The organism is Campylobacter pinnipediorum subsp. caledonicus (assembly GCF_002022005.1).
GTDB lineage: Bacteria > Campylobacterota > Campylobacteria > Campylobacterales > Campylobacteraceae > Campylobacter_A > Campylobacter_A caledonicus.
On the sequence record NZ_CP017258.1, the window covers coordinates 830,215 to 849,152 of the forward strand.

Below are 18,938 nucleotides of genomic sequence, written 5' to 3' on the forward strand. Positions count from 1 at the left end.
CCTTTGATAGCAAAAGAGAGAATTTAACCCTCTTTTGTCTAAAAATTATTTTTTTATAAATTTTAATGTTTCGGTAGCTATCATAAGCTCTTCGTTTGTTGGGATAACAAGTGTTTTGATTGTAGCATTATTATCATCTAAACATCTATTTCCTCTATTGCTTCTATCTTTATTTAGGCTATTGTCTATACTTATACCAAAGTGTTTTAGTCCATTACATACTTTTTCTCGCATACCTTGATCGTTTTCACCTATACCACCTGTAAATATAATAGCATCCAATTTACCAACAACTGCATAGTAAGCGCCTATATATTTTTTTATACGGTAGCAAAACATTTCAAATGCAAGTTTTGCTAACTCATCATTTTGTGCTATTTTTTCTTCTATATTACGCATGTCATTTGTGCCACAAATTCCAAATAGACCACTTTTTTTATTTAAAAAGTCGTCCATATCTTCAGCTTTTAATCCACCACAGCTTATAAGGTATGTTAAAACAGCTGGATCTATATCGCCACTTCTTGTTCCCATAATAAGACCTTCTAATGGGCTTAGACCCATAGATGTGTCTACGCTTTTTCCATTTTTGATAGCACACACACTAGCACCATTGCCAAGGTGTAATGTTATTGCGTTTAATTTTTCATAAGGTATATTTAAAAATTTAGCTGCTTCTTGGCTTACATAATTGTGTGATGTTCCATGAAAGCCATATCTTCTAACATGATTTTTTTTGCTTATTTCGTAAGGAATCGCATATCTATATGCGTATTCTGGCATTGTTTGGTGGAAAACTGTGTCAAATACAACTACATGTGGAACATCTCCACTGCTTTTCATAGCTGTTTTTATTCCTGCAAGGTGTCCTAGGTTATGTAAAGGAGCCAATGCTATGTTATTCTCTATTTTTTTGATTACATCATCATTTACCAATGCGGAGCTTTTAAAAGTTTCGCCACCATGAACTATTCTATGGCCTATACCATCTAGATCTTTTAAGTCATGTAAAGTTCCACTTTCACGAAATAATTCGTTCATTATTTCAAGACCAATGTTGTGATCTTTTATAGGCACAAATCTTTCATAAACTTCACCATTTGCTTTTAAAATGGCATGAGAATTATCTTGTCCTATTTGTTCTATAAGACCACTTGCTATACTTTTATTTTCATCCATTAAAAATAATTGAAACTTTATAGAACTGCTTCCTGAGTTTAAAACTAGAATTTTCATTTTTATCCTTTTGCTTGTATTGCACTTATTAATACTGTATTTATTATATCTTCTACTAGACAACCACGGCTTAAGTCATTAACAGGCTTTCTTAGACCTTGTAAAACAGGTCCTATAGCAAGAGCGTTTGCTGTTCTTTGAACCGCTTTGTAGCATATATTTCCTGTATTTAGGCTAGGGAATACAAATACATTTGCATGTCCAGCTACCTGAGAACCAGGCATTTTTTTAGCCCCAACTGTAATATCAGCAGCAGCATCGTATTGTATAGGGGCTGCAAATTTAAGCTCAGGGTCTTTTTCTTTTAATATTTTTGCAGCTTCTTTTATCATATCAACATCAGGGCCTGTTCCACTTTCTCCTGTTGAATAACTAAGCATAGCTACTTTTGGAACTATTCCGAAAGATTTCGCACTTTCTGCTGTGCTTATAGCTATACTAGCAAGCGCTTCAGGGTCTGGATTTGGAGTTATTGCGCAATCAGCATATAACAATACTTCTTCATCTAAAGACATAAAAAATAATCCAGATACGATAGAAACACCTGGTTTTGTTTTTATTAGTTGAAGTGCTGGTCTTATAGTCTCTGCTGTTGTTGTGCTAGCACCACTAACCATAGCATCAGCTACGCCAAGCTCTACAAGCATTGTTCCAAAATACGTTCTGTCTTTTGCTAGTTTTAATGCATTTTCTTCAGTCATACCTTTAGCTTTTCTTTTTTCATATATGCTAGCGGCAACATCTTTTTGGTATTCGTTTGATTCCGGATTAATTACTTTAGCTTTTTTTAAATCTAATCCAAGCTCATTTGCTCTATCAAATACCTTTTTTTCATCGCCAAGAATGATTAAAGAAACTACATCTTGTTTCAATAAAAGATCACTCGCTTTTAAAATTCTATCATCATCACTTTCTGGTAATACTACTGTAGCTTTTGCATCTCTTGCGCGGTTTGTTAGTAGATTTTCAAATTGATATGGAGTGATTATACTTTGTTCAAATGATATTATCTCTTGTAAGTCATTTGTTATAAGAAGTTTTGAATTTTTATTTAAATTTTTTAAAGCGTTTAAATTTTTTATTTCATATATAGGACAATTTAAATTTTTTGCTATTTTTAAATTCAATTCATACTTACCTATAACACCAAATCCATCACAGCCAACAACGATGACAAAATCATTACCTTTTTTAAATTCTTTGAATTTATTAATCAAGTCAATAAAAAAAGTTTTTTCGTTTTCGAGCTGCAATAGCTCTTGCTCTTTTTGGCCTATTTTTATTTCAAAAACGGCAACTTTACTAAATTTTTTGCTTAATTCTTCTTTTAAATTTAAAAGACTTTCAGCACAATTTAGATATAAACATCTCATAAAATTCTCCTTTTTGGAATTTTTGTAGAACTTTGATTTTAACATATTTTTTTATATTAGAGGCTTTTATGAAGTTTAAACATGTATATATATTAACATTTTTTGTATTATTTTCAGGATGTGTGCCTAGTGTAGACCCGCATATAAATATGAAACCACCAGCTTATGTAGAACAGTTGCCATCTAAAAATACAGGGATAGGGGTAAACAATCCAGGCAGTCTTTACGGTCGTGGTGATAATCCATTGTTCTCTGATAGAAAGGCTATGAATGTAAATGATATAGTAACAGTAATAATATCAGAAACATCAACCCAAAGCTCTAGTGGAAGTAAAAAAACTACAAGAGATACCACAACTTCATTAAAAGGTGGTATTGTTACAGGCGGAGCTGCTCCTTTGTCAAATATAGCAAGGCAAATCAATAAATATGGAAATATTGGATTTGAAGCAGGAGGAGAATCAGGGTTTACAGGCAGCGGTTCTAGTGATAGAAGCGAGAGGTTTAATACTACAATTTCTGCGAGAATAATTAAAATTTTAAATAATGGAAATTATTTTATAGAGGGAAATCGTGAGCTTTTAATAAACGGAGAAAAACAAATTATTCAAATAACAGGTGTGATTAGACCTTATGATATATCACAAAATAATGAGATTGATTCAAGATATATAGCTGATGCAAAGATATTATATAAAACAGAAGGTGATTTAGATAAAAGCACTAAAAAGCCTTGGGGTACAAAGTTAATAGAAACTATTTGGCCTTTTTGATATTATATAGTTTTTATTTTATGTAAAATTTTATGTATTTTATAATAATATTTGTGCTAAATAACTTATTTAAGGCATATTCTTTGTATATTTTTTAACTAATTTAATATACAAACTTGATTGACTTTGACTAAACTTTTATGATACAATATAGCTAATAAAATAATACATTTAGGGGTTAATTGTGAGTGAAAGTTTATATGAAACATTAGGGGTTTCAAAATCAGCTTCATCTGATGAAATAAAAAAAGCTTATAGAAGACTGGCTAGAAAGTATCATCCAGATATAAATAAAGAGCCAGGTGCGGAAGAAAAATTTAAAGAAATCAATGCGGCATATGAGATATTAAGCGATGATAAAAAACGCTCTCAATATGATATGTATGGCGATAGTATGTTTGGTGGCCAGAATTTCCATGATTTTGCAAGTGGATATTCTAACTCTGTAAATTTAGATGAAATACTAAAAAACATCTTTAATGGTGGTGGTTTTTCTGGAAGTAGATTTTCTAGTGGCTTTAATTTTGGTGGTGATGATTTCGGTTTTAGTGGAGCTAATTTTGATACAAATGCTAAAATTAAAATTCCTTTTGAAGTATCTGTTTTGGGTGGAGAACATAAGATAAATTATGGTGGAGATAGTATCAAAATAAAAATCCCAGCAGGTATAAATGAAAATGAAAAATTAAGAATAAAAGGTAAAGGTAGAAACTCAAACGGCGATTTGATACTTGCTGTTAGTATTGAAGAAAGCGATGAGTATGAAAGAGATGGCGATGATCTTATAAAAGATGTATTGATACCATTAAAAACTATGATGTTTGGTGGAAAAGTCTCTGTTTCAACATTTAAAAAAGATGTAAATATAAAAATAAATGAAAATACAAAAACTGGATCTAAGATAAGACTTAAGGGATACGGCGTTCAAAATAGAAAAAGTGGAATTTTTGGTGATCTTTATCTTAGAGTTAGAGTTGGTTTGCCAGACATAAACGAATTAGATGAAGAATTTATAAAAATTTTAAAAGAAAAATTACCGGAGTGATAATATGCAAAACTATGATGAACCTTTATATCTTATAAGTGTCGTAGCTAAAGTTTTGAGTATTCATCCACAAACATTGCGTCAATATGAGCGAGAAGGTCTTTTGGAACCTTCAAGAACTGATGGGAGAATGAGACTTTATTCTCAAAGAGATGTTGACAAGATAAAGATGATACTTCGTTTAACAAGAGATCTTGGAGTAAATTTAGCTGGAGTTGATGTTATATTAAAATTAAAAGATCAAATAGATGATTTTGAAAATACTATAAACGAGCTTAGAGCTGAGCTAAACAATAGGGGTAATATACCATCTAAAAAAGCACTTGTTAAAAAACAAACTAAATTTGATCTTATATTTTATGAAAGTAAAAAATAATGGAATATTTTTTACTTGCATTTTTGATCACTATTTTTTTAAGCGTTATTCTAAATATAATTTTTAAAAAATTTGAAATACCAACTATAATAGGCTACATAGTAACGGGTATAGTTATATCTGAGTTTTTTAATCTTAAAAGCAGTGAAAATATAGTCCATATAGCTGAGTTTGGTATAGTTTTTTTAATGTTTACGATAGGTCTTGAGTTTAGTTTAAAACACCTGATGAGTATGAAAAAAGAGGTTTTTTTAAACGGAGGATTACAAGTTTTTGCTTCCGGTTTATTTCTCGCTGTTTTTATATTTTATTTGCTTGGGTTGGGAGAAAAAAATGCTTTAGTTGTAGGATTGGCACTCTCTCTTTCTTCGACAGCTATAGTTTTAAAAATACTAAATGACAGTGGAAATATATCTGAAGTTTATGGCAGAAAATCATTAGGAATATTACTTTTTCAAGATATTGCAGTTATTCCTATTTTGATTATGGTTGATGTTTTTAGTTCTAAACAAAGTTCATTAAATGATTTGATAATCCAAACTTTTTTTGGAGCTACAATTTTAGTTGTGTTGATTTATTTAATAGGAAAATACCTCATAAACTGGCTTTTTTCAAAAGTTATTCATACAAATTCTCAAGAAATTTTTATAGCAACTATTTTGTTTTTGGTTGTCGGTTCTGGCACATTAGCACATAAATTTGGTTTTTCATTTTCTCTTGGTGCTTTCTTAGCTGGCATGATGATGGCAGAAACTGAGTATAAACATCAAATAGAATCAGATCTTATACCATTTAGAGATCTTTTGCTTGGACTATTTTTTATAAGTATTGGTATGCAAATAAATATATCTGTTGTGTTTGAAAATATATTTATTATAGTTGCAATAGTAGTTGGCGCAATGATTATTAAAGCTTTTGTTATATTTGCTATTTTAAAATCATACTTGAGTATTAGAGTGTCATTTAAAGCAGCTTTAAGTATTTGTCAAGTTGGTGAATTTGCTCTTGCTGTATTTGGTCTTATGGCAACAAAAAATATGTTAGAAATGAATGTTGCCCAAATTTTAATAGCCTCAAGTGTTATTTCTATGTTTGTTACACCTTTTGTTTTAAAAAATCTAAACTTTTTGGCTGATTTTTTTGAAAAAGAGATTATTATGGAGCCAGAAGAGATTATAAAACCACAAAAGTTAAAAGATCATATTGTTGTTTTTGGATATGGAACTTTAGGTCAAGAGGTTGTTTTGAGATTAAAAGAAAGAGGGCTTGTATATCTTGCTCTTGAAAGTGATATTGGGCTTGTTGAGCTTGGTAGAAGTAGGGGTGAGAATGTATTTTTGGGAAATGCCTTTCAAAAAATAACATTTGAAAATGCTTGTATATCTACAGCTTCTGCTGTTGTTGTTACTGTGTCAAATGAGCAAAAACTTGAACTTATAATAAGAGCTATTAAAGATCACTCTCCGGATATTCAGACGGTAATAAGAGTTAGTAAAAATGAAAAACAAGAGTTGTTTGATGATCTAGATAAAAATTTTCACTTTATAAAAGAAGAAAAAGCAATGGCTAGAATTTTGGTCCACGAAGCAATTCAATGCAAAATAGATAAAAGCATGGGGTATTAGATAATAGTAGAAAATCTACTATTATCCGGCTATACACCCACTTACTTCATCTGTAAAATTATCTCCCACAAAAAAGTCAGTATTAAATTTATATTCTTCTTTTGTTGAGTTATTTAGTATTTTAAGTATTAAACGATTTTTATTTTCCACATCACTCAATTTAGCACTAATCTTATAAAGCTCTATAAGTTTTTCTTTATCTATATTTTCAAGATTTAATACAATTTCTAAATTATTATAACTTCTTTGTTTTACCTCTTTTTGTAATTTTTTTGTGCTAAATTTTTTATTTTTAGCCTCTGTCATTTCAAGAACTTTATTTAGTATAATATTTCTAAATTGGTCATCTATTGTTATGTTTACATCAAAAGCATAAGGTAAGTTGTTTTTATTTGGGTCTTTAAAAATATCATTTAGTATGTCTATATTGCTTTTTGAATCTTCGCTATTATTTCTTTCAAATACAGTTATGTGAATGTTGCCATGAAGATCTAAAATGTTTAGAGTTCCTATTTTTTTACCATTTTTCGACATTTTCACACTAAAATCTTCTATTTTTCCTACTACTAATGTCTTGCAAGTTTCTTTTAATGTATCCATATCTGAACTTAGTGTATGGTTTATTTTTAAAATCTCATCTTTGTATTCGTTTAGGGGATGTCCTGACAGATATATACCAGTACTCTCTCTTTCATATCTAAGTAAATCTTTTTCATTAAATTCATCTTTGCTGTATGATAACTCAACTTCAACATTACTCATTGTTTCATCATCAGCAAAAAGACTTTCACTAGAATTTCTTTTTATGTTTGCTGATTTTTTGCATGCATCCATTATATTGTCTATATTATTTATAAGACATTTTCTGCTTATATTAAAAGATGTAAAAGCTCCAGAGTAGATTAGACTTTCTAATACTTTTTTGTTTACTTTAAAGCCATCTATTCTAGACACCAAATCATTTATATCCTCAAAATCTTTATCTTTTCTCTCTTCTAGTATGTTCTCAACAGCTGCTCCGCCAACACTTTTTATAGCAGAAAGTCCAAAAATAATCTTATCTATTCCATCAACTGTTATAACACCAAACTCTTTAGATGATTTATTGATGTCAGGCCCTAAAACATCTATGTTTAGTCTTTTGCTCTCATCTATGTATTTTACTATTTTATCAACATTATTTTCTTCGCTAGTTAGTAGTGCTGCCATAAACTCAGCAGGATAATAGGCTTTTAAATATGCTGTTTGAAATGTTATATAGGCATAAGCAGCCGAGTGTGATTTGTTAAATCCATATCCGGCAAATTTTACAATAAGTTCAAATAAATCATTTGCCTTTTGACCATCTAGTCCTTTGTTTATAGCACCTTCTACAAACTGGCCTTTTAGATTATCCATCTCTTCTTTTATTTTTTTACCCATCGCGCGCCTAACAAGATCGGCTCCACCTAGGCTAAAACCACCTATTTTTTGAACTATTTGCATAACTTGCTCTTGATATACTATTACTCCATAAGTTGGAGAAAGTATTGGCTCTAACTCTTTAAATGCATATGTTATACTAGCTCTTCCATGTTTTCTATCCACAAAATCATCAAGCATTCCACTTTCCATAGGACCTGGTCTATAAAGTGCCAGCATCGCTACAATATCTTCAAAACAGTCAGGCTTTAGGTTTGCCCCTAGTTTTCTCATACCATCGCTTTCTATCTGAAATATTCCTATCGCATCGCCACTTTGTATCATCTCATAGACTTTTTGATCATTTTTATCTATTTGTTCCCAAATAATATCTTTATTGAAACGCTTTTTTATTAGTTTGATTGCATTATCTATAACAGTAAGTGTTTTTAGTCCCAAGAAGTCAAATTTTATCAAATCAACATCTTCTAGGTATTTTAAGCTATACTGTGTTACAAAGTGTCCTTCAGGACTGTTTGATTGTTTAAACAATGGTGTTTTGTTCCATAATTCCTCGTTTGATATAACAACTCCAGCTGCATGCTGCCCAGCATTTCTATTAAGTCCTTCTAAATCAAGTGCAAATTTCCAAATTCTTTCAGCATTTTTATTTACACTTATCAGTTCTTTTATTTTTGGTTCTGATTCAAAGGCTTCTTTTAGTGTTATACCTAGTTTTTCTGGTATTAATTTTGCCATAGCATCAGCTTCAGAGTAGGGCATATTGCATACCCTTGCCACATCTCTAATAACTCCCTTTGCTAGTAGCTTACCAAATGTTATTACTCCAGCAACATTGTATTTTCCATATTTTTCTATAACATAGTCTATAATTTCGCCTCTTCTTGTCTGACAAAAATCAACATCAATATCTGGCATGCTAACACGTTCTGGATTTAAAAATCTCTCAAAAAGAAGGTTATATGGAAGTGGATCAAGATCTGTTATTTTAAGTGCATAAGCAACCAAACTTCCTGCCGCTGAACCCCTTCCTGGGCCAACAGGAACCCCCCTTTTTTTAGCTTCATTTATAAAGTCCCAAACTATAACCATGTATCCAGGAAAGTTCATTTTATTTATTATGTCAATTTCAATTTGTAATCTTTTTTTATATTCTTCGTGTTTTTCTTCTGGTACGAATTTGAGTCTTTCTTCTAATCCTTTTCGGCATTCATGTTCAAAAAATACAGCATCATTTTTAAAGCTATATCTAGTATCTGGTTCAGGAAGTTCTAGACCTCTTTCTTTTGCATATTCAAGTGTAAATTTAAAGTTAGGTGGAGTTGCATCGCCGAGTTTTATCTCAAGATTGCACTTATCAGAGATCTCTTGCGTGTTACTTATCGCTTCAGGGATATCTAGAAAAAGTGCTTGCATATCTTCGTTTGACTTGACATAAAATTCATGAACACTATGTTTTAGTCTATTTGGATCGTCTAGAATTTTACCCATAGCAATACACATAAATACCTCATGCGCATCGGCTCTTGATTTGAATGTATAGTGGGTATCATTTGTTGCTATGATTTTTATATTTGTCTCTTTTGCTATTTTTATTATATCATCATCAATTTGCATTTGGTGATTTATACCGTGACGCATTATTTCAAGATAAAAATCATCTCCAAAAATTTCTTTATATTCAAGGGCAATTTCTTTTGCTTTTTCATATCCTTTGGCTCCAAATTTAAGATTTCTTTCACTTAAATTTAAATTCCAACTAACCTCACCTTGTAAACATGCCCCTGTACATATTATACCTTCGCTATGTTCTTTAAGTATTTTTTTATTTATTCTTGGATAGTAATAAAATCCATCTATATAACTCATAGAGCTAAGATACATTAAATTTTTATAACCTATTTCATTTTTAGCGATTAGTATTAGGTGAAATCTTTGCTTTGTGCTTTTATCTGATAGTTCATCTTGATTGTGTATATAGGCTTCCATACCTATTAGCGGTTTTATGCCTTCTTTTTTCATTGTTTTGTAAAAATCTATAGCACCAAACATATTTCCGTGATCTGTTATAGCTACACTTTTTACTCCGCGTTCTTTAAGTGTTTTTGCAAGTTCTTTTATTTTATTTGCGCCATCAAGTAGTGAGTATTCTGTATGTAAGTGTAAGTGTGTAAAATCAACCATATTATTTTCCTAAATTTCATTAATATAGTATGTTAGCTAATTTTATCTTTTATGTTGCTTTGTGTTTTTTTTTGTTGTGTTTTGTAATTATAAAAAATTTGCCATCAAAAAAGTAAAAATTTAAGATGGCAAGAATGAGCTTTACTCTTTTGGGCGAGATTCGTTTACTCTTAGATTGCGTCCATCAATCTCTTTATTATTGATTTCATTTATAGCTTTTTGTGCAGCTACATCATCATCCATTTCAATAAATCCAAATCCTTTAGAACGGTTTGTATCACGATCTTTTACAATCTTTGCACGTTTTACTTCACCAAATGGTGTAAAAACTTCCTTAAGCTCAGCTTCTGTCATACGATATGACAAATTTCCCACATAGATATTCACTAGGGTTTTCCTTTAAAATTTTTCCGACATTAATTTCGGTTGATGCAATGATACCCTAATTTTTCCAAAAATGAGCATAAAATATAATTTTTTATAATAAAATTTCTTTTTTTATTTCATTAAGCTTATTTTCTCCAAGCAATTCTTTTATTAAAGCTAGTGAAAATTCCATTGCTGTAGCAGGACCTTTTGATGTTATTATATTGCCATCTATGACTACATTTTGATCATTTATATAACCAAAATTTCTTACTTCGTTCTCAAATCCAGGATAGCATGTAAAATTATTTTTCAAAACTCCAGCCTTTGAAAGTACCATAGGAGCGGCACATATAGCGGATATGTATTTACCTTTTTTATTAAAATAATTTAATACTTCTAGCACCTTATTGTTATTGGCTAAATTGTTTGTTCCAGTAAGACCACCAGGTAAAATTATCATATCAAAACTTGTTTCATCAAGCTCATCTAATAAGATATTTGCTTTTACGGTTATGTCATGAGCACCATTTACGAGAGCTTGATTTAACCCAACTACACTAACATCTATTCCAGCTCTTCTTAAAATGTCTATTATAGTAATTGCTTCTATTTCTTCAAATCCATCAGCGAGGATGATTGCAACTTTTTTCATTGTTTTCCTTTTTTTTTGTGTTTTAAAAGTATTTATAGTATTTTATCATACTATTTAATAAAATTTTGATAGAATAAAAATCTAATAGAAATTTTAACGAAAGGAATGGAAATGCAAGTAAAAATAACTTACTGCAACTCTTGAAACTATCGTCCAGTAGCTTCTCGTGTAGAAGATGAAATAAAATCAAACTTTGGCGATAGTATTGTTGAGAAAATAGAAGGAAGTGGCGGAGATTTTATCGTTGAAGTAGATGGTAAAGTTATATTTTCAAAAAAAGACAGAATAGGAACTAACGATGAAGTTAGATTTCCAAATGGTGGAGAAATCACCAAACTTATAAAAGAACTAAACTAAACTTTTAAGACCAAGGTTTTATGTGTCTTGGTCTTAAAAAAATATTTAATCCACAAAAAATATTAAATAATGTTAAGTTTTTATTTTGGTATTATTAAATTTTTATTTTTTGAAATCTTTTAGGTTTTTATTTATTATATTAAATTAATATTAATTAATAATATTAATTGACTTAATTAAAAATAATAGTTATAATAACTTTTATAAATTTATATCTTTAGATATTAAATTTAAATATAATTTAAGGAGATTTCAGATGAAATTCGGTTTAAAAAAGGTGGTGTTTGTCATGTTACTTAGTGCAATTGCAAGTTTTGCAAAGCCGACAGTATATATACTTGCTACGGGCGGCACTATAGCCGGAAGTGGTTCTGGAGCTTTGGATAGTAGTTACACATCAGGAACTGTAACTGTAGATAAATTAATATCAGCAGTGCCTGAGATAAATAAAATAGCTACGATAAAAGGTGAGCAAATTTCTAATATTGGTTCACAAGAGATGAATAATGAAGTTTGGCTAAAACTAGCTAGTAGGGTTAATGAGCTTTTGGTCAATGGTAATGCTGATGGTATTGTAATAACTCACGGAACTGATACAATGGAAGAAACAGCTTATTTTTTAAATTTAGTTGTAAAAAGCGATAAGCCTATTGTTATGGTTGGAGCAATGAGAAACTCATCATCTTTAAGTGCTGATGGACCTTTAAATTTATTTAATGCTGTTAATGTTGCTATTGATAAAAATAGTATAGGCAAGGGTGTTGTTGTTGTTATGAATGATGAAATACACGCGGCAAGAGAGGTAACTAAAACAAATACAACTAGTGTTAGCACCTTTAAATCTCCAAATTCTGGAAAAATAGGAACAGTGTTTTATGGAAAAGTAAAATATTATATGAATCCAATTAGAAAGCATACTTTAAACTCTGATTTTGATATAGCAAATATAAAAGAACTTCCTAGGGTTGATATTATATATTCTCATACTAATGATAATGCTGATTTTGTAAATACTGCATTGAAAAATAATGCAAAAGGTATAATAAGTTCTGGAATGGGTAATGGCAATCCTTATCCATCTGTTTTAAATGCTTTATTTGACGGTGTTAAAAATGGTGTTATTGTTGTCAGGGATTCTCGTGTCGGAAGCGGTGAAACAACTTTAAATGGAGAGGTTGATGATGATAAATATGGCTTTATAACAAGTGATAATCTAAATGCCCAAAAAGCTAGAGTTTTGTTAATGCTTGCTTTAACAAAAACAAATGATAAAGATAAAATTGCTAAGATATTTGAAACACACTAATAGTTAATTTCATTCCGAAATTATTGTTTTATAATTATTACTATAATTTCGGATTTTTTACTTTTTTTGATTATTTTCTATATTTATTTTTTAGGATTTTATAATAAAAAGTTTAATTTATATTTTATTTATTTCTTCTTGTTTTGATAATAAAAGTGTTAATAATTTAAGACCAGCTTTAGTAAGTGATATTTCTAGGATTGATGATTTGTCTTTTAATTAAAGCGCATGGGATGGAATTTTAAGATTTGTATCTGAAAATAATTTATCAAAAAATAACTACATTCATTTAACTTATAGTCTTAGCCATATCATCTACTTCTAGTGTAATTTGATTTGTGTTGTTTGCTATTTTAACATTTTGTTGAGTTAGCATATCTACCTCTGAAACAGATTTATTAATCATATTAATACCTTCTGCTTGTTCTTTTATAGACTCACTCATTTCATTTATTGATTGAGCTAATACATTTGTATTTGCTTCTATCTCTCCTAATGATTTTTGAGTTCTTTCTGCTAGTTTTCTTACTTCATCAGCAACAACTGCTTAATGCTATCTGTTAGAACTTTTTTCACCCTAGGAACATTTAAAATCTTTATTTAGGATGATTTTTGGGACAACTTCTTTTGTATCTTTTGCAGTTTTAAAATTGCTGACTATGCCTCCTTGCAGCTTTGAAATGCAAAGATAGAGAATAATACAATAAGTATAGCCAAAATAACAATTTGGATACCTTTTACATATATAAATCCTTTTTTGTGTAATAAATTTATTTTGTAATTTTGTTGCATATTTATTAAAATAAAATAAGATTTTTAAAATAATATTTATAATTTTAGTATTTAATTTTTTTGCCTTTTTGCGTATTAAATATTTATTTTTTAAACTAAGCTCTTATATTAATATGATAAAATACGCGCATAAATAAAAAATCAAGGATAGAATTTGAAAATCGGAGTTGTTGGTACAGGATATGTAGGACTTGTTAGTGGTGCTTGTTTGGCAAAAATGGGCAATAGTGTAATTTGTATTGATGTGGATGAAAAAAAGATACAGGATCTAAAAAATTCACAAATACCGATATACGAACCAGGTCTTGCCGAAATTGTATTTGAGTGTATCCAAAATAACTCCTTGCTTTTTAGCACAGATATAAAAGATGCTTTATCGCATTCTGATGTGTTGTTTATAGCTGTTGGGACTCCAATGGGAAGCGATGGACAAGCTGACTTAAAATATGTTTTGCAAGTTGCAAAAAGCATAGGCGAAAATATCACTCATCCTATGATAATAGTTGATAAATCAACAGTTCCTGTCGGTACCGGCGAAAAGGTTAGTGATATAATACATCAAGAAATTCAAAAAAGAAATTTAGATATCAAATTTGAAGTTGTTTCAAATCCTGAGTTTTTAAAAGAGGGCGCTGCTGTTGAAGATTTTTTAAAGCCAGATAGAGTAGTTGTTGGCTCATCTACATCTTGGGGCGATAGCGTAATGAGAGAACTTTATGCTCCATTTATGAAAAATCACGACAGATTTATATCTATGGATGTAAAATCAGCGGAGATGACAAAATATGCTGCAAATTCAATGCTTGCTACTAAAATAAGCTTTATAAACGAGATAGCTAATATATGCGAAAAGGTAGGGGCTGATGTAAACTTAGTAAGAAAAGGCATTGGTAGTGATTCTAGAATAGGTTATAGCTTTATATATCCTGGATGTGGATATGGAGGTAGTTGCTTTCCAAAGGATGTAGAAGCCTTGATATATACAGCTAGAGAAAATGGGTTTGAGCCTGAGTTGTTAAATGCTGTTGAGTTAAGAAACAAGGCGCAAAAAAGGGTTTTATTTGATAAAATTTATAAATTTTTTAATGGAAATTTAAAGGATAAAAAAATAGCACTTTGGGGACTTGCATTTAAGCCAAACACAGATGATATGAGAGAGGCTAGTTCTATAACTCTTATTAATCTTCTTGAAAAAGAGAGCGCTATTATAAGTGCTTATGATCCAAAAGCTGTCAATGAAGCTAAAAAATATCTTAAAAACTCAAACTTAACCTATGCAAAAAGTAAATATGATGCCGTAGATGATGCTGATTGTATGGTGCTTTTGACTGAGTGGAGTGAGTTTAGGTCGCCTGATTTTTATGAGATAAAAAATAGATTGAAAAATCCGGTTATTTTTGATGGAAGAAATCAATATAATTTAAAAACATTACAAGAGATTGGATTTAAATATTTTCAAATAGGGGTTAAAGCATGAAGAAGATAGTTTTATTTATTTTTGTTGTTTGTTATTGTTTTTCTTACGATTTAGGTATTTATCCTAAACCAAAAGATGGTTTTGTTCAAAAAGTTATAAAATTAGAGCCTAGAAACAATGAGGATAATTTTAGGGTTGAGATTTATTTTGGCAAGGATATTTTGGCTGATTGTAACCATCACTTCTTTATAGATGGAAAACTTAAAGAGTTAAATCTTGATGGTTGGGGATATAAGTATTATGAATTTGATGGTAAGGATGAGTTGGCAAATACTTTAATGATGTGCGATGATGTTAAAAAGAGTAAATTTGTAACTTATCAAGATGTATTAAAACCTATATATAATTCAAAATTGCCAATTGTTATTTATGTTAAAAAAGACATCAAATTGCAAGTTAAAATTTTTAAAGAGATAGAAAGTGAGATAAAATGAATATAGCAGTTATTGGACTTGGTTATGTTGGACTTCCTTTAGCGGTAGCATTTTCTGAAAAGTATAGTGTTATTGGATTTGATATTAATTTAGAACGAATTAATGAGCTTAAAAATGGCATAGATAGAACATTGGAGCTTGATAGCAATCAAATGCAAAAAGCTATTGATAATAGTATGAAATTTAGCACAAATTTAGATGATATAAAAGATTGTAATTTTTTTATTGTTACTGTTCCTACTCCTATAGATAAAAATAAAAGACCTGATTTAACTCCTGTGATAAAAGCTACCCAAAGTGTTGCCAAAGTTCTAAAAAAAGGCGATATTATTGTTTATGAAAGCACTGTTTACCCTGGTGTTACAGAAGATATCTGTGTGCCTATATTAGAAGATATTAGTGGATTTAAGTTTAATCAAGACTTCTTTTGCGGGTATTCTCCGGAGCGTATAAACCCAGGCGATAAAGAGCATACTGTTACTAAAATAAAAAAAATAACTAGTGGTTCAACGCTTGAAATTGCAGATAAGATAGATGAAGTTTATAAATCAATAATCACAGCTGGAACCCATAAAGCAAGTAGCATCAAGGTGGCTGAAGCCGCAAAAGTTATAGAAAATACTCAAAGAGATATAAATATAGCCTTTATAAATGAACTTGCTATGATTTTTAACAAGATGAATATAAATACTAATGATGTTTTGGAAGCTGCCGGCACAAAGTGGAATTTTTTAAATTTCAAACCAGGTTTAGTTGGCGGACATTGTATAGGCGTTGATCCTTATTATCTTACATATAAGGCACAAGAGCTTGGATTTCATCCAGAGATGATTTTGGCTGGTCGTAGAATAAATGATAATATGGGAAAATATGTAGCTTCTGAAATAGTTAAGCTTATGATAAAAGATGGTATCGCTATAAATAGATCAAAGGTCTTAATTTTGGGCATTACATTTAAAGAAAATTGTCCTGATATTAGAAACTCACGTGTGATTGATGTTATAGATGAGCTTAAAGATTTTGGTTGTGCGGTTGATATATTTGATCCTTGGGCTAGCAAAAAAGAGGTAAAGCAAGAATACAATATGCAAATGATTGAAAATTACAATGCAAATGATTATGATTGTATAGTTACAGCTGTTGCTCATAATGAGTTTAAAGGATTGGATTTTAAAGATAAATTAGTATATGATATAAAAAATATCTATCCTAAAGCCAGTGCGAGACTTTAGAACTTGATATTAAATTTATCTAGTTCTATAATAGTTTTTTTAGTATCTTTTGGGATAAATTTTTTTCTTACACCATACATTGTTCAAAGCCTTGGAAATGAAGCTTATGGCTTTATTGGGCTTTGCAATGCTATAATCTCTTATGCTTATGTAATAACTTTATCTATAAATTCTGTTAGTTCTAGATTTGTTGCATATGAATGGCATAAAAATAATTTTGAAAAATCAAATACCTATTATTCATCTGTTTTAATTGTTAATATCTTTTTCTCTTTGATAGTAGCCATTAGTGCTATATTTTTTATTTTGAATATAAATTATTTTTTAAATATTCCACAACATTTGCTTTATGATGTTAAACTTACCTTTATATTTTATTTTATAAATTTTTGTGTTTTGCTTTTTAATGGTGTTTTGTCTGTTTGTGCTTTTGTTACAGATAAGTTATATATTATTTCTATTAGAAATGCTATATCTAGTATACTTTTTGCTTGTTTGGTTGTTTTGTTATTTTATCTTTTAAAACCTATGATTTCTTATCTTGCTATTTGTGCTTTGATATCTAGTGTATTTGTTTTTTGTGCGACTTTTTTTGTTTCTAAAAAAATAGCCCCTGATTTAAATTTTAGCCTTTTTAAATTTGATTTTTTATCTATAAAAGAGCTTTTTTATTCTGGGATTTGGAGTAGTTTTTCTGCTTTAAATCGTGTTTTGTTAAACGGAACAGATCTTTTTATATGCAATGTTTTTTTAAACTCAAATTTAGTTGGAATACTTGCTATATCCAAGGTAGCTCCACTTATATTAGAGAGTTTCGTGGCTCAAATAAGCGCTATATTTTCACCTAAATTTATTAAATTTTACTCTGCAAAAAAAATTAAAAGGCTTATTTTTGAGATAAGATTTGCAATGAAAATAGTTGCTTTTATAGCTGGTGTTCCTATAGCTATATTTATTGTTTTTGCAAAAGATTTTTATACGCTTTGGTTATCTTTTAAAAGTATTGATGAAATTTCATTTATATATCAAATTAGCATGATAGCTGTTGTTCCAATAACTCTTATAAGCTATCTCTTTCCTTTGCTAAATATAGACAATACAACAAATCAATTAAAGCGGCCAGCTATAGTAAATGTTGTTTTTGGAATATCTACTATTTTTACACAAATTTTACTTCTTAAATTTACTGATTATGGGCTTATTGGAGTTGTTTGTGTACTTTGTGTTTTTTATAGTTTAAGGATATTGTTTTTTGATCTTTTAAATGGTGCTTTAAACTTAAATTTAAAGCTTTATACTTTTTATATTATCTATATAAAACATATTTTTACTTTTTTTATTTTGCTGGTTTTTTATTTTTGTATTAGTAAATTTATAGATATAAAAGATTGGTTTGATTTTGTTTTTAATATATTTTTTATAGTATTATTGGGATATTTTATAAATTTATTTTTATTATTTTCAAAAAAAGAAAGAAAGAAAATGTTTTTACAAATAAAATCAAAAGTTAAAAGAGCTTGATATGAGATTTGGAATTTTTTTGATATCTTTAAAAGAGGATAACGCAAGAAGAGATAAGCTAAAATTTAGGTTTAAAAATAGCTATAAAAATTTCAAATTTATAGATGCGATTGATGGTAGCAAGCTTCAAACAAATCAATATTTTTTATATGCTTTAAAATCTTTTAAATTAAATAATTTATTTTTATCTCCAGCCGAAATCGGATGTTGCTTATCTCATATGAAAGCTTATGATGAGTTTATAAATAGCGATTTAGACTATGCTTTGATATTAGAAGATGATGTTATAGGAGATGATGATAGTATCAAGTTGGCTTTTGAACATGTAAAGTATATTGATAATAAATCGGTTTTTATTTGTGGTTGTCAAGATGGACTTGAAGGTCGTTTTAGTGCTTTTGGTAAAAAAATACAAGATAATTTTTATCTAGTATCAAAGCACTCACATTCTAGTATTTATAGGGCTACTGCTTATATTTTAAGTAAAAATAGTGCAAAACAAATATTAAAGGTTCATCAAGATGCCTTGTATCCTGCTGATTTTTGGAGTTGTTTGCTTAAAAAAGCTGATTTAAATATGTATTTTTCGGATATTTTTGCACATCCTCTTGATCTTAGTGATTCAAAGATACAATCATCAAGAGCCAGTAGGGGCTACGATAAAAAAAATATATTATCATATCTCAAATCTTTAAGATATATCTTTTTAACCAGAATGGATGTTTTATTTAAAGGTTTTGAGAGGATATTTAAAAGATAATTAT

Annotated in this window: 16 protein-coding genes and 1 pseudogene; 11 read left to right on the plus strand and 6 right to left on the minus strand. The window is 29.4% G+C overall.

Translation table 11 applies throughout. The features are described from left to right. Positions 1-45: 45 nt before the first annotated feature. On the minus strand, positions 46-1,236 hold the full coding sequence (locus tag CPIN18021_RS04215; RefSeq protein WP_078424486.1) for an acetate kinase: 1,191 nt from the start codon (positions 1,234-1,236) through the stop codon (positions 46-48). Between the two features lie 2 nt (positions 1,237-1,238). Then, positions 1,239-2,609, minus strand: coding sequence for a phosphate acetyltransferase (gene pta / locus CPIN18021_RS04220; RefSeq protein ID WP_078424487.1), 1,371 nt, complete (start codon positions 2,607-2,609; stop codon positions 1,239-1,241). Between the two features lie 68 nt (positions 2,610-2,677). On the opposite strand from pta, the gene flgH reads away from it, so the two are divergent. The 4 genes from flgH (at position 2,678) to CPIN18021_RS04240 (ending at position 6,428) form a co-directional block, all read left to right on the plus strand. Next, positions 2,678-3,382 (plus strand): flagellar basal body L-ring protein FlgH, encoded by a 705-nt coding sequence (flgH, locus tag CPIN18021_RS04225; protein ID WP_078424488.1) that lies wholly within the window; start codon positions 2,678-2,680, stop codon positions 3,380-3,382. Between the two features lie 184 nt (positions 3,383-3,566). Then, the gene (locus CPIN18021_RS04230; RefSeq protein ID WP_078424489.1) at positions 3,567-4,427 is read left to right on the plus strand and encodes a DnaJ C-terminal domain-containing protein; all 861 of its coding nucleotides are present in this window, start codon (positions 3,567-3,569) and stop codon (positions 4,425-4,427) included. A 4-nt stretch (positions 4,428-4,431) separates the two neighbouring features. Further along, positions 4,432-4,803, plus strand: a complete 372-nt coding sequence (locus tag CPIN18021_RS04235; RefSeq protein WP_069632173.1) for a heat shock protein transcriptional repressor HspR — start codon at positions 4,432-4,434, stop codon at positions 4,801-4,803. Continuing rightward, positions 4,803-6,428, plus strand: a complete 1,626-nt coding sequence (locus CPIN18021_RS04240; protein WP_078424490.1) for a cation:proton antiporter — start codon at positions 4,803-4,805, stop codon at positions 6,426-6,428. The genes CPIN18021_RS04235 and CPIN18021_RS04240 overlap by 1 nt, the downstream gene beginning before the upstream one ends. A 21-nt stretch (positions 6,429-6,449) precedes the next feature. On the opposite strand, the gene dnaE is transcribed toward CPIN18021_RS04240, so the two are convergent. The 3 genes from dnaE to CPIN18021_RS04255 form a co-directional block, all read right to left on the minus strand. Then, entirely contained in the window at positions 6,450-10,034 is a 3,585-nt protein-coding gene (dnaE, locus tag CPIN18021_RS04245; protein WP_078424491.1) for a DNA polymerase III subunit alpha, read from the minus strand. A 141-nt stretch (positions 10,035-10,175) separates the two neighbouring features. After that, entirely contained in the window at positions 10,176-10,421 is a 246-nt protein-coding gene (locus tag CPIN18021_RS04250; RefSeq protein ID WP_078423292.1) for an RNA-binding regulator, read from the minus strand. A gap of 91 nt (positions 10,422-10,512) precedes the next feature. Then, positions 10,513-11,055, minus strand: coding sequence for a DJ-1 family glyoxalase III (locus CPIN18021_RS04255; RefSeq protein ID WP_078423293.1), 543 nt, complete (start codon positions 11,053-11,055; stop codon positions 10,513-10,515). Positions 11,056-11,166: 111 nt separating this feature from the next. Here CPIN18021_RS04255 and CPIN18021_RS09125 point away from each other — a divergent pair, with 111 nt between their 5' ends. After that, positions 11,167-11,412, plus strand: a complete 246-nt coding sequence (locus tag CPIN18021_RS09125) for a SelT/SelW/SelH family (seleno)protein (RefSeq protein WP_257616960.1) — start codon at positions 11,167-11,169, stop codon at positions 11,410-11,412. Between the two features lie 256 nt (positions 11,413-11,668). Next, positions 11,669-12,718 carry a type II asparaginase gene (locus tag CPIN18021_RS04265; RefSeq protein ID WP_078424492.1) on the plus strand — a complete coding sequence of 350 codons (1,050 nt, stop codon included), beginning with the start codon at positions 11,669-11,671 and terminating at the stop codon, positions 12,716-12,718. 289 nt (positions 12,719-13,007) lie between these two features. Here the strand turns inward: CPIN18021_RS04265 and CPIN18021_RS08755 are convergent. Further along, positions 13,008-13,265: pseudogene (locus CPIN18021_RS08755) on the minus strand (methyl-accepting chemotaxis protein); the annotation flags it as partial. 399 nt (positions 13,266-13,664) lie between these two features. Here CPIN18021_RS08755 and CPIN18021_RS04270 point away from each other — a divergent pair. Genes CPIN18021_RS04270 through CPIN18021_RS04290 form a run of 5 tightly spaced genes read left to right on the plus strand, consistent with a single transcriptional unit; the run spans position 13,665 to position 18,934 of the window. Further along, positions 13,665-14,987 (plus strand): UDP-glucose dehydrogenase family protein, encoded by a 1,323-nt coding sequence (locus CPIN18021_RS04270; protein WP_078424493.1) that lies wholly within the window; start codon positions 13,665-13,667, stop codon positions 14,985-14,987. After that, on the plus strand, positions 14,984-15,421 hold the full coding sequence (locus CPIN18021_RS04275; protein WP_078424494.1) for an ecotin family protein: 438 nt from the start codon (positions 14,984-14,986) through the stop codon (positions 15,419-15,421). Before CPIN18021_RS04270 ends, CPIN18021_RS04275 begins: the two co-directional genes overlap by 4 nt. After that, positions 15,418-16,653 (plus strand): nucleotide sugar dehydrogenase, encoded by a 1,236-nt coding sequence (locus tag CPIN18021_RS04280; RefSeq protein WP_078423298.1) that lies wholly within the window; start codon positions 15,418-15,420, stop codon positions 16,651-16,653. The genes CPIN18021_RS04275 and CPIN18021_RS04280 overlap by 4 nt, the downstream gene beginning before the upstream one ends. A gap of 3 nt (positions 16,654-16,656) precedes the next feature. Beyond that, positions 16,657-18,174, plus strand: coding sequence for an MATE family efflux transporter (locus CPIN18021_RS04285; protein WP_078424495.1), 1,518 nt, complete (start codon positions 16,657-16,659; stop codon positions 18,172-18,174). A 1-nt stretch (position 18,175) separates the two neighbouring features. Continuing rightward, positions 18,176-18,934 (plus strand): glycosyltransferase family 25 protein, encoded by a 759-nt coding sequence (locus tag CPIN18021_RS04290; RefSeq protein WP_078424496.1) that lies wholly within the window; start codon positions 18,176-18,178, stop codon positions 18,932-18,934. Positions 18,935-18,938 lie beyond the last annotated feature (4 nt).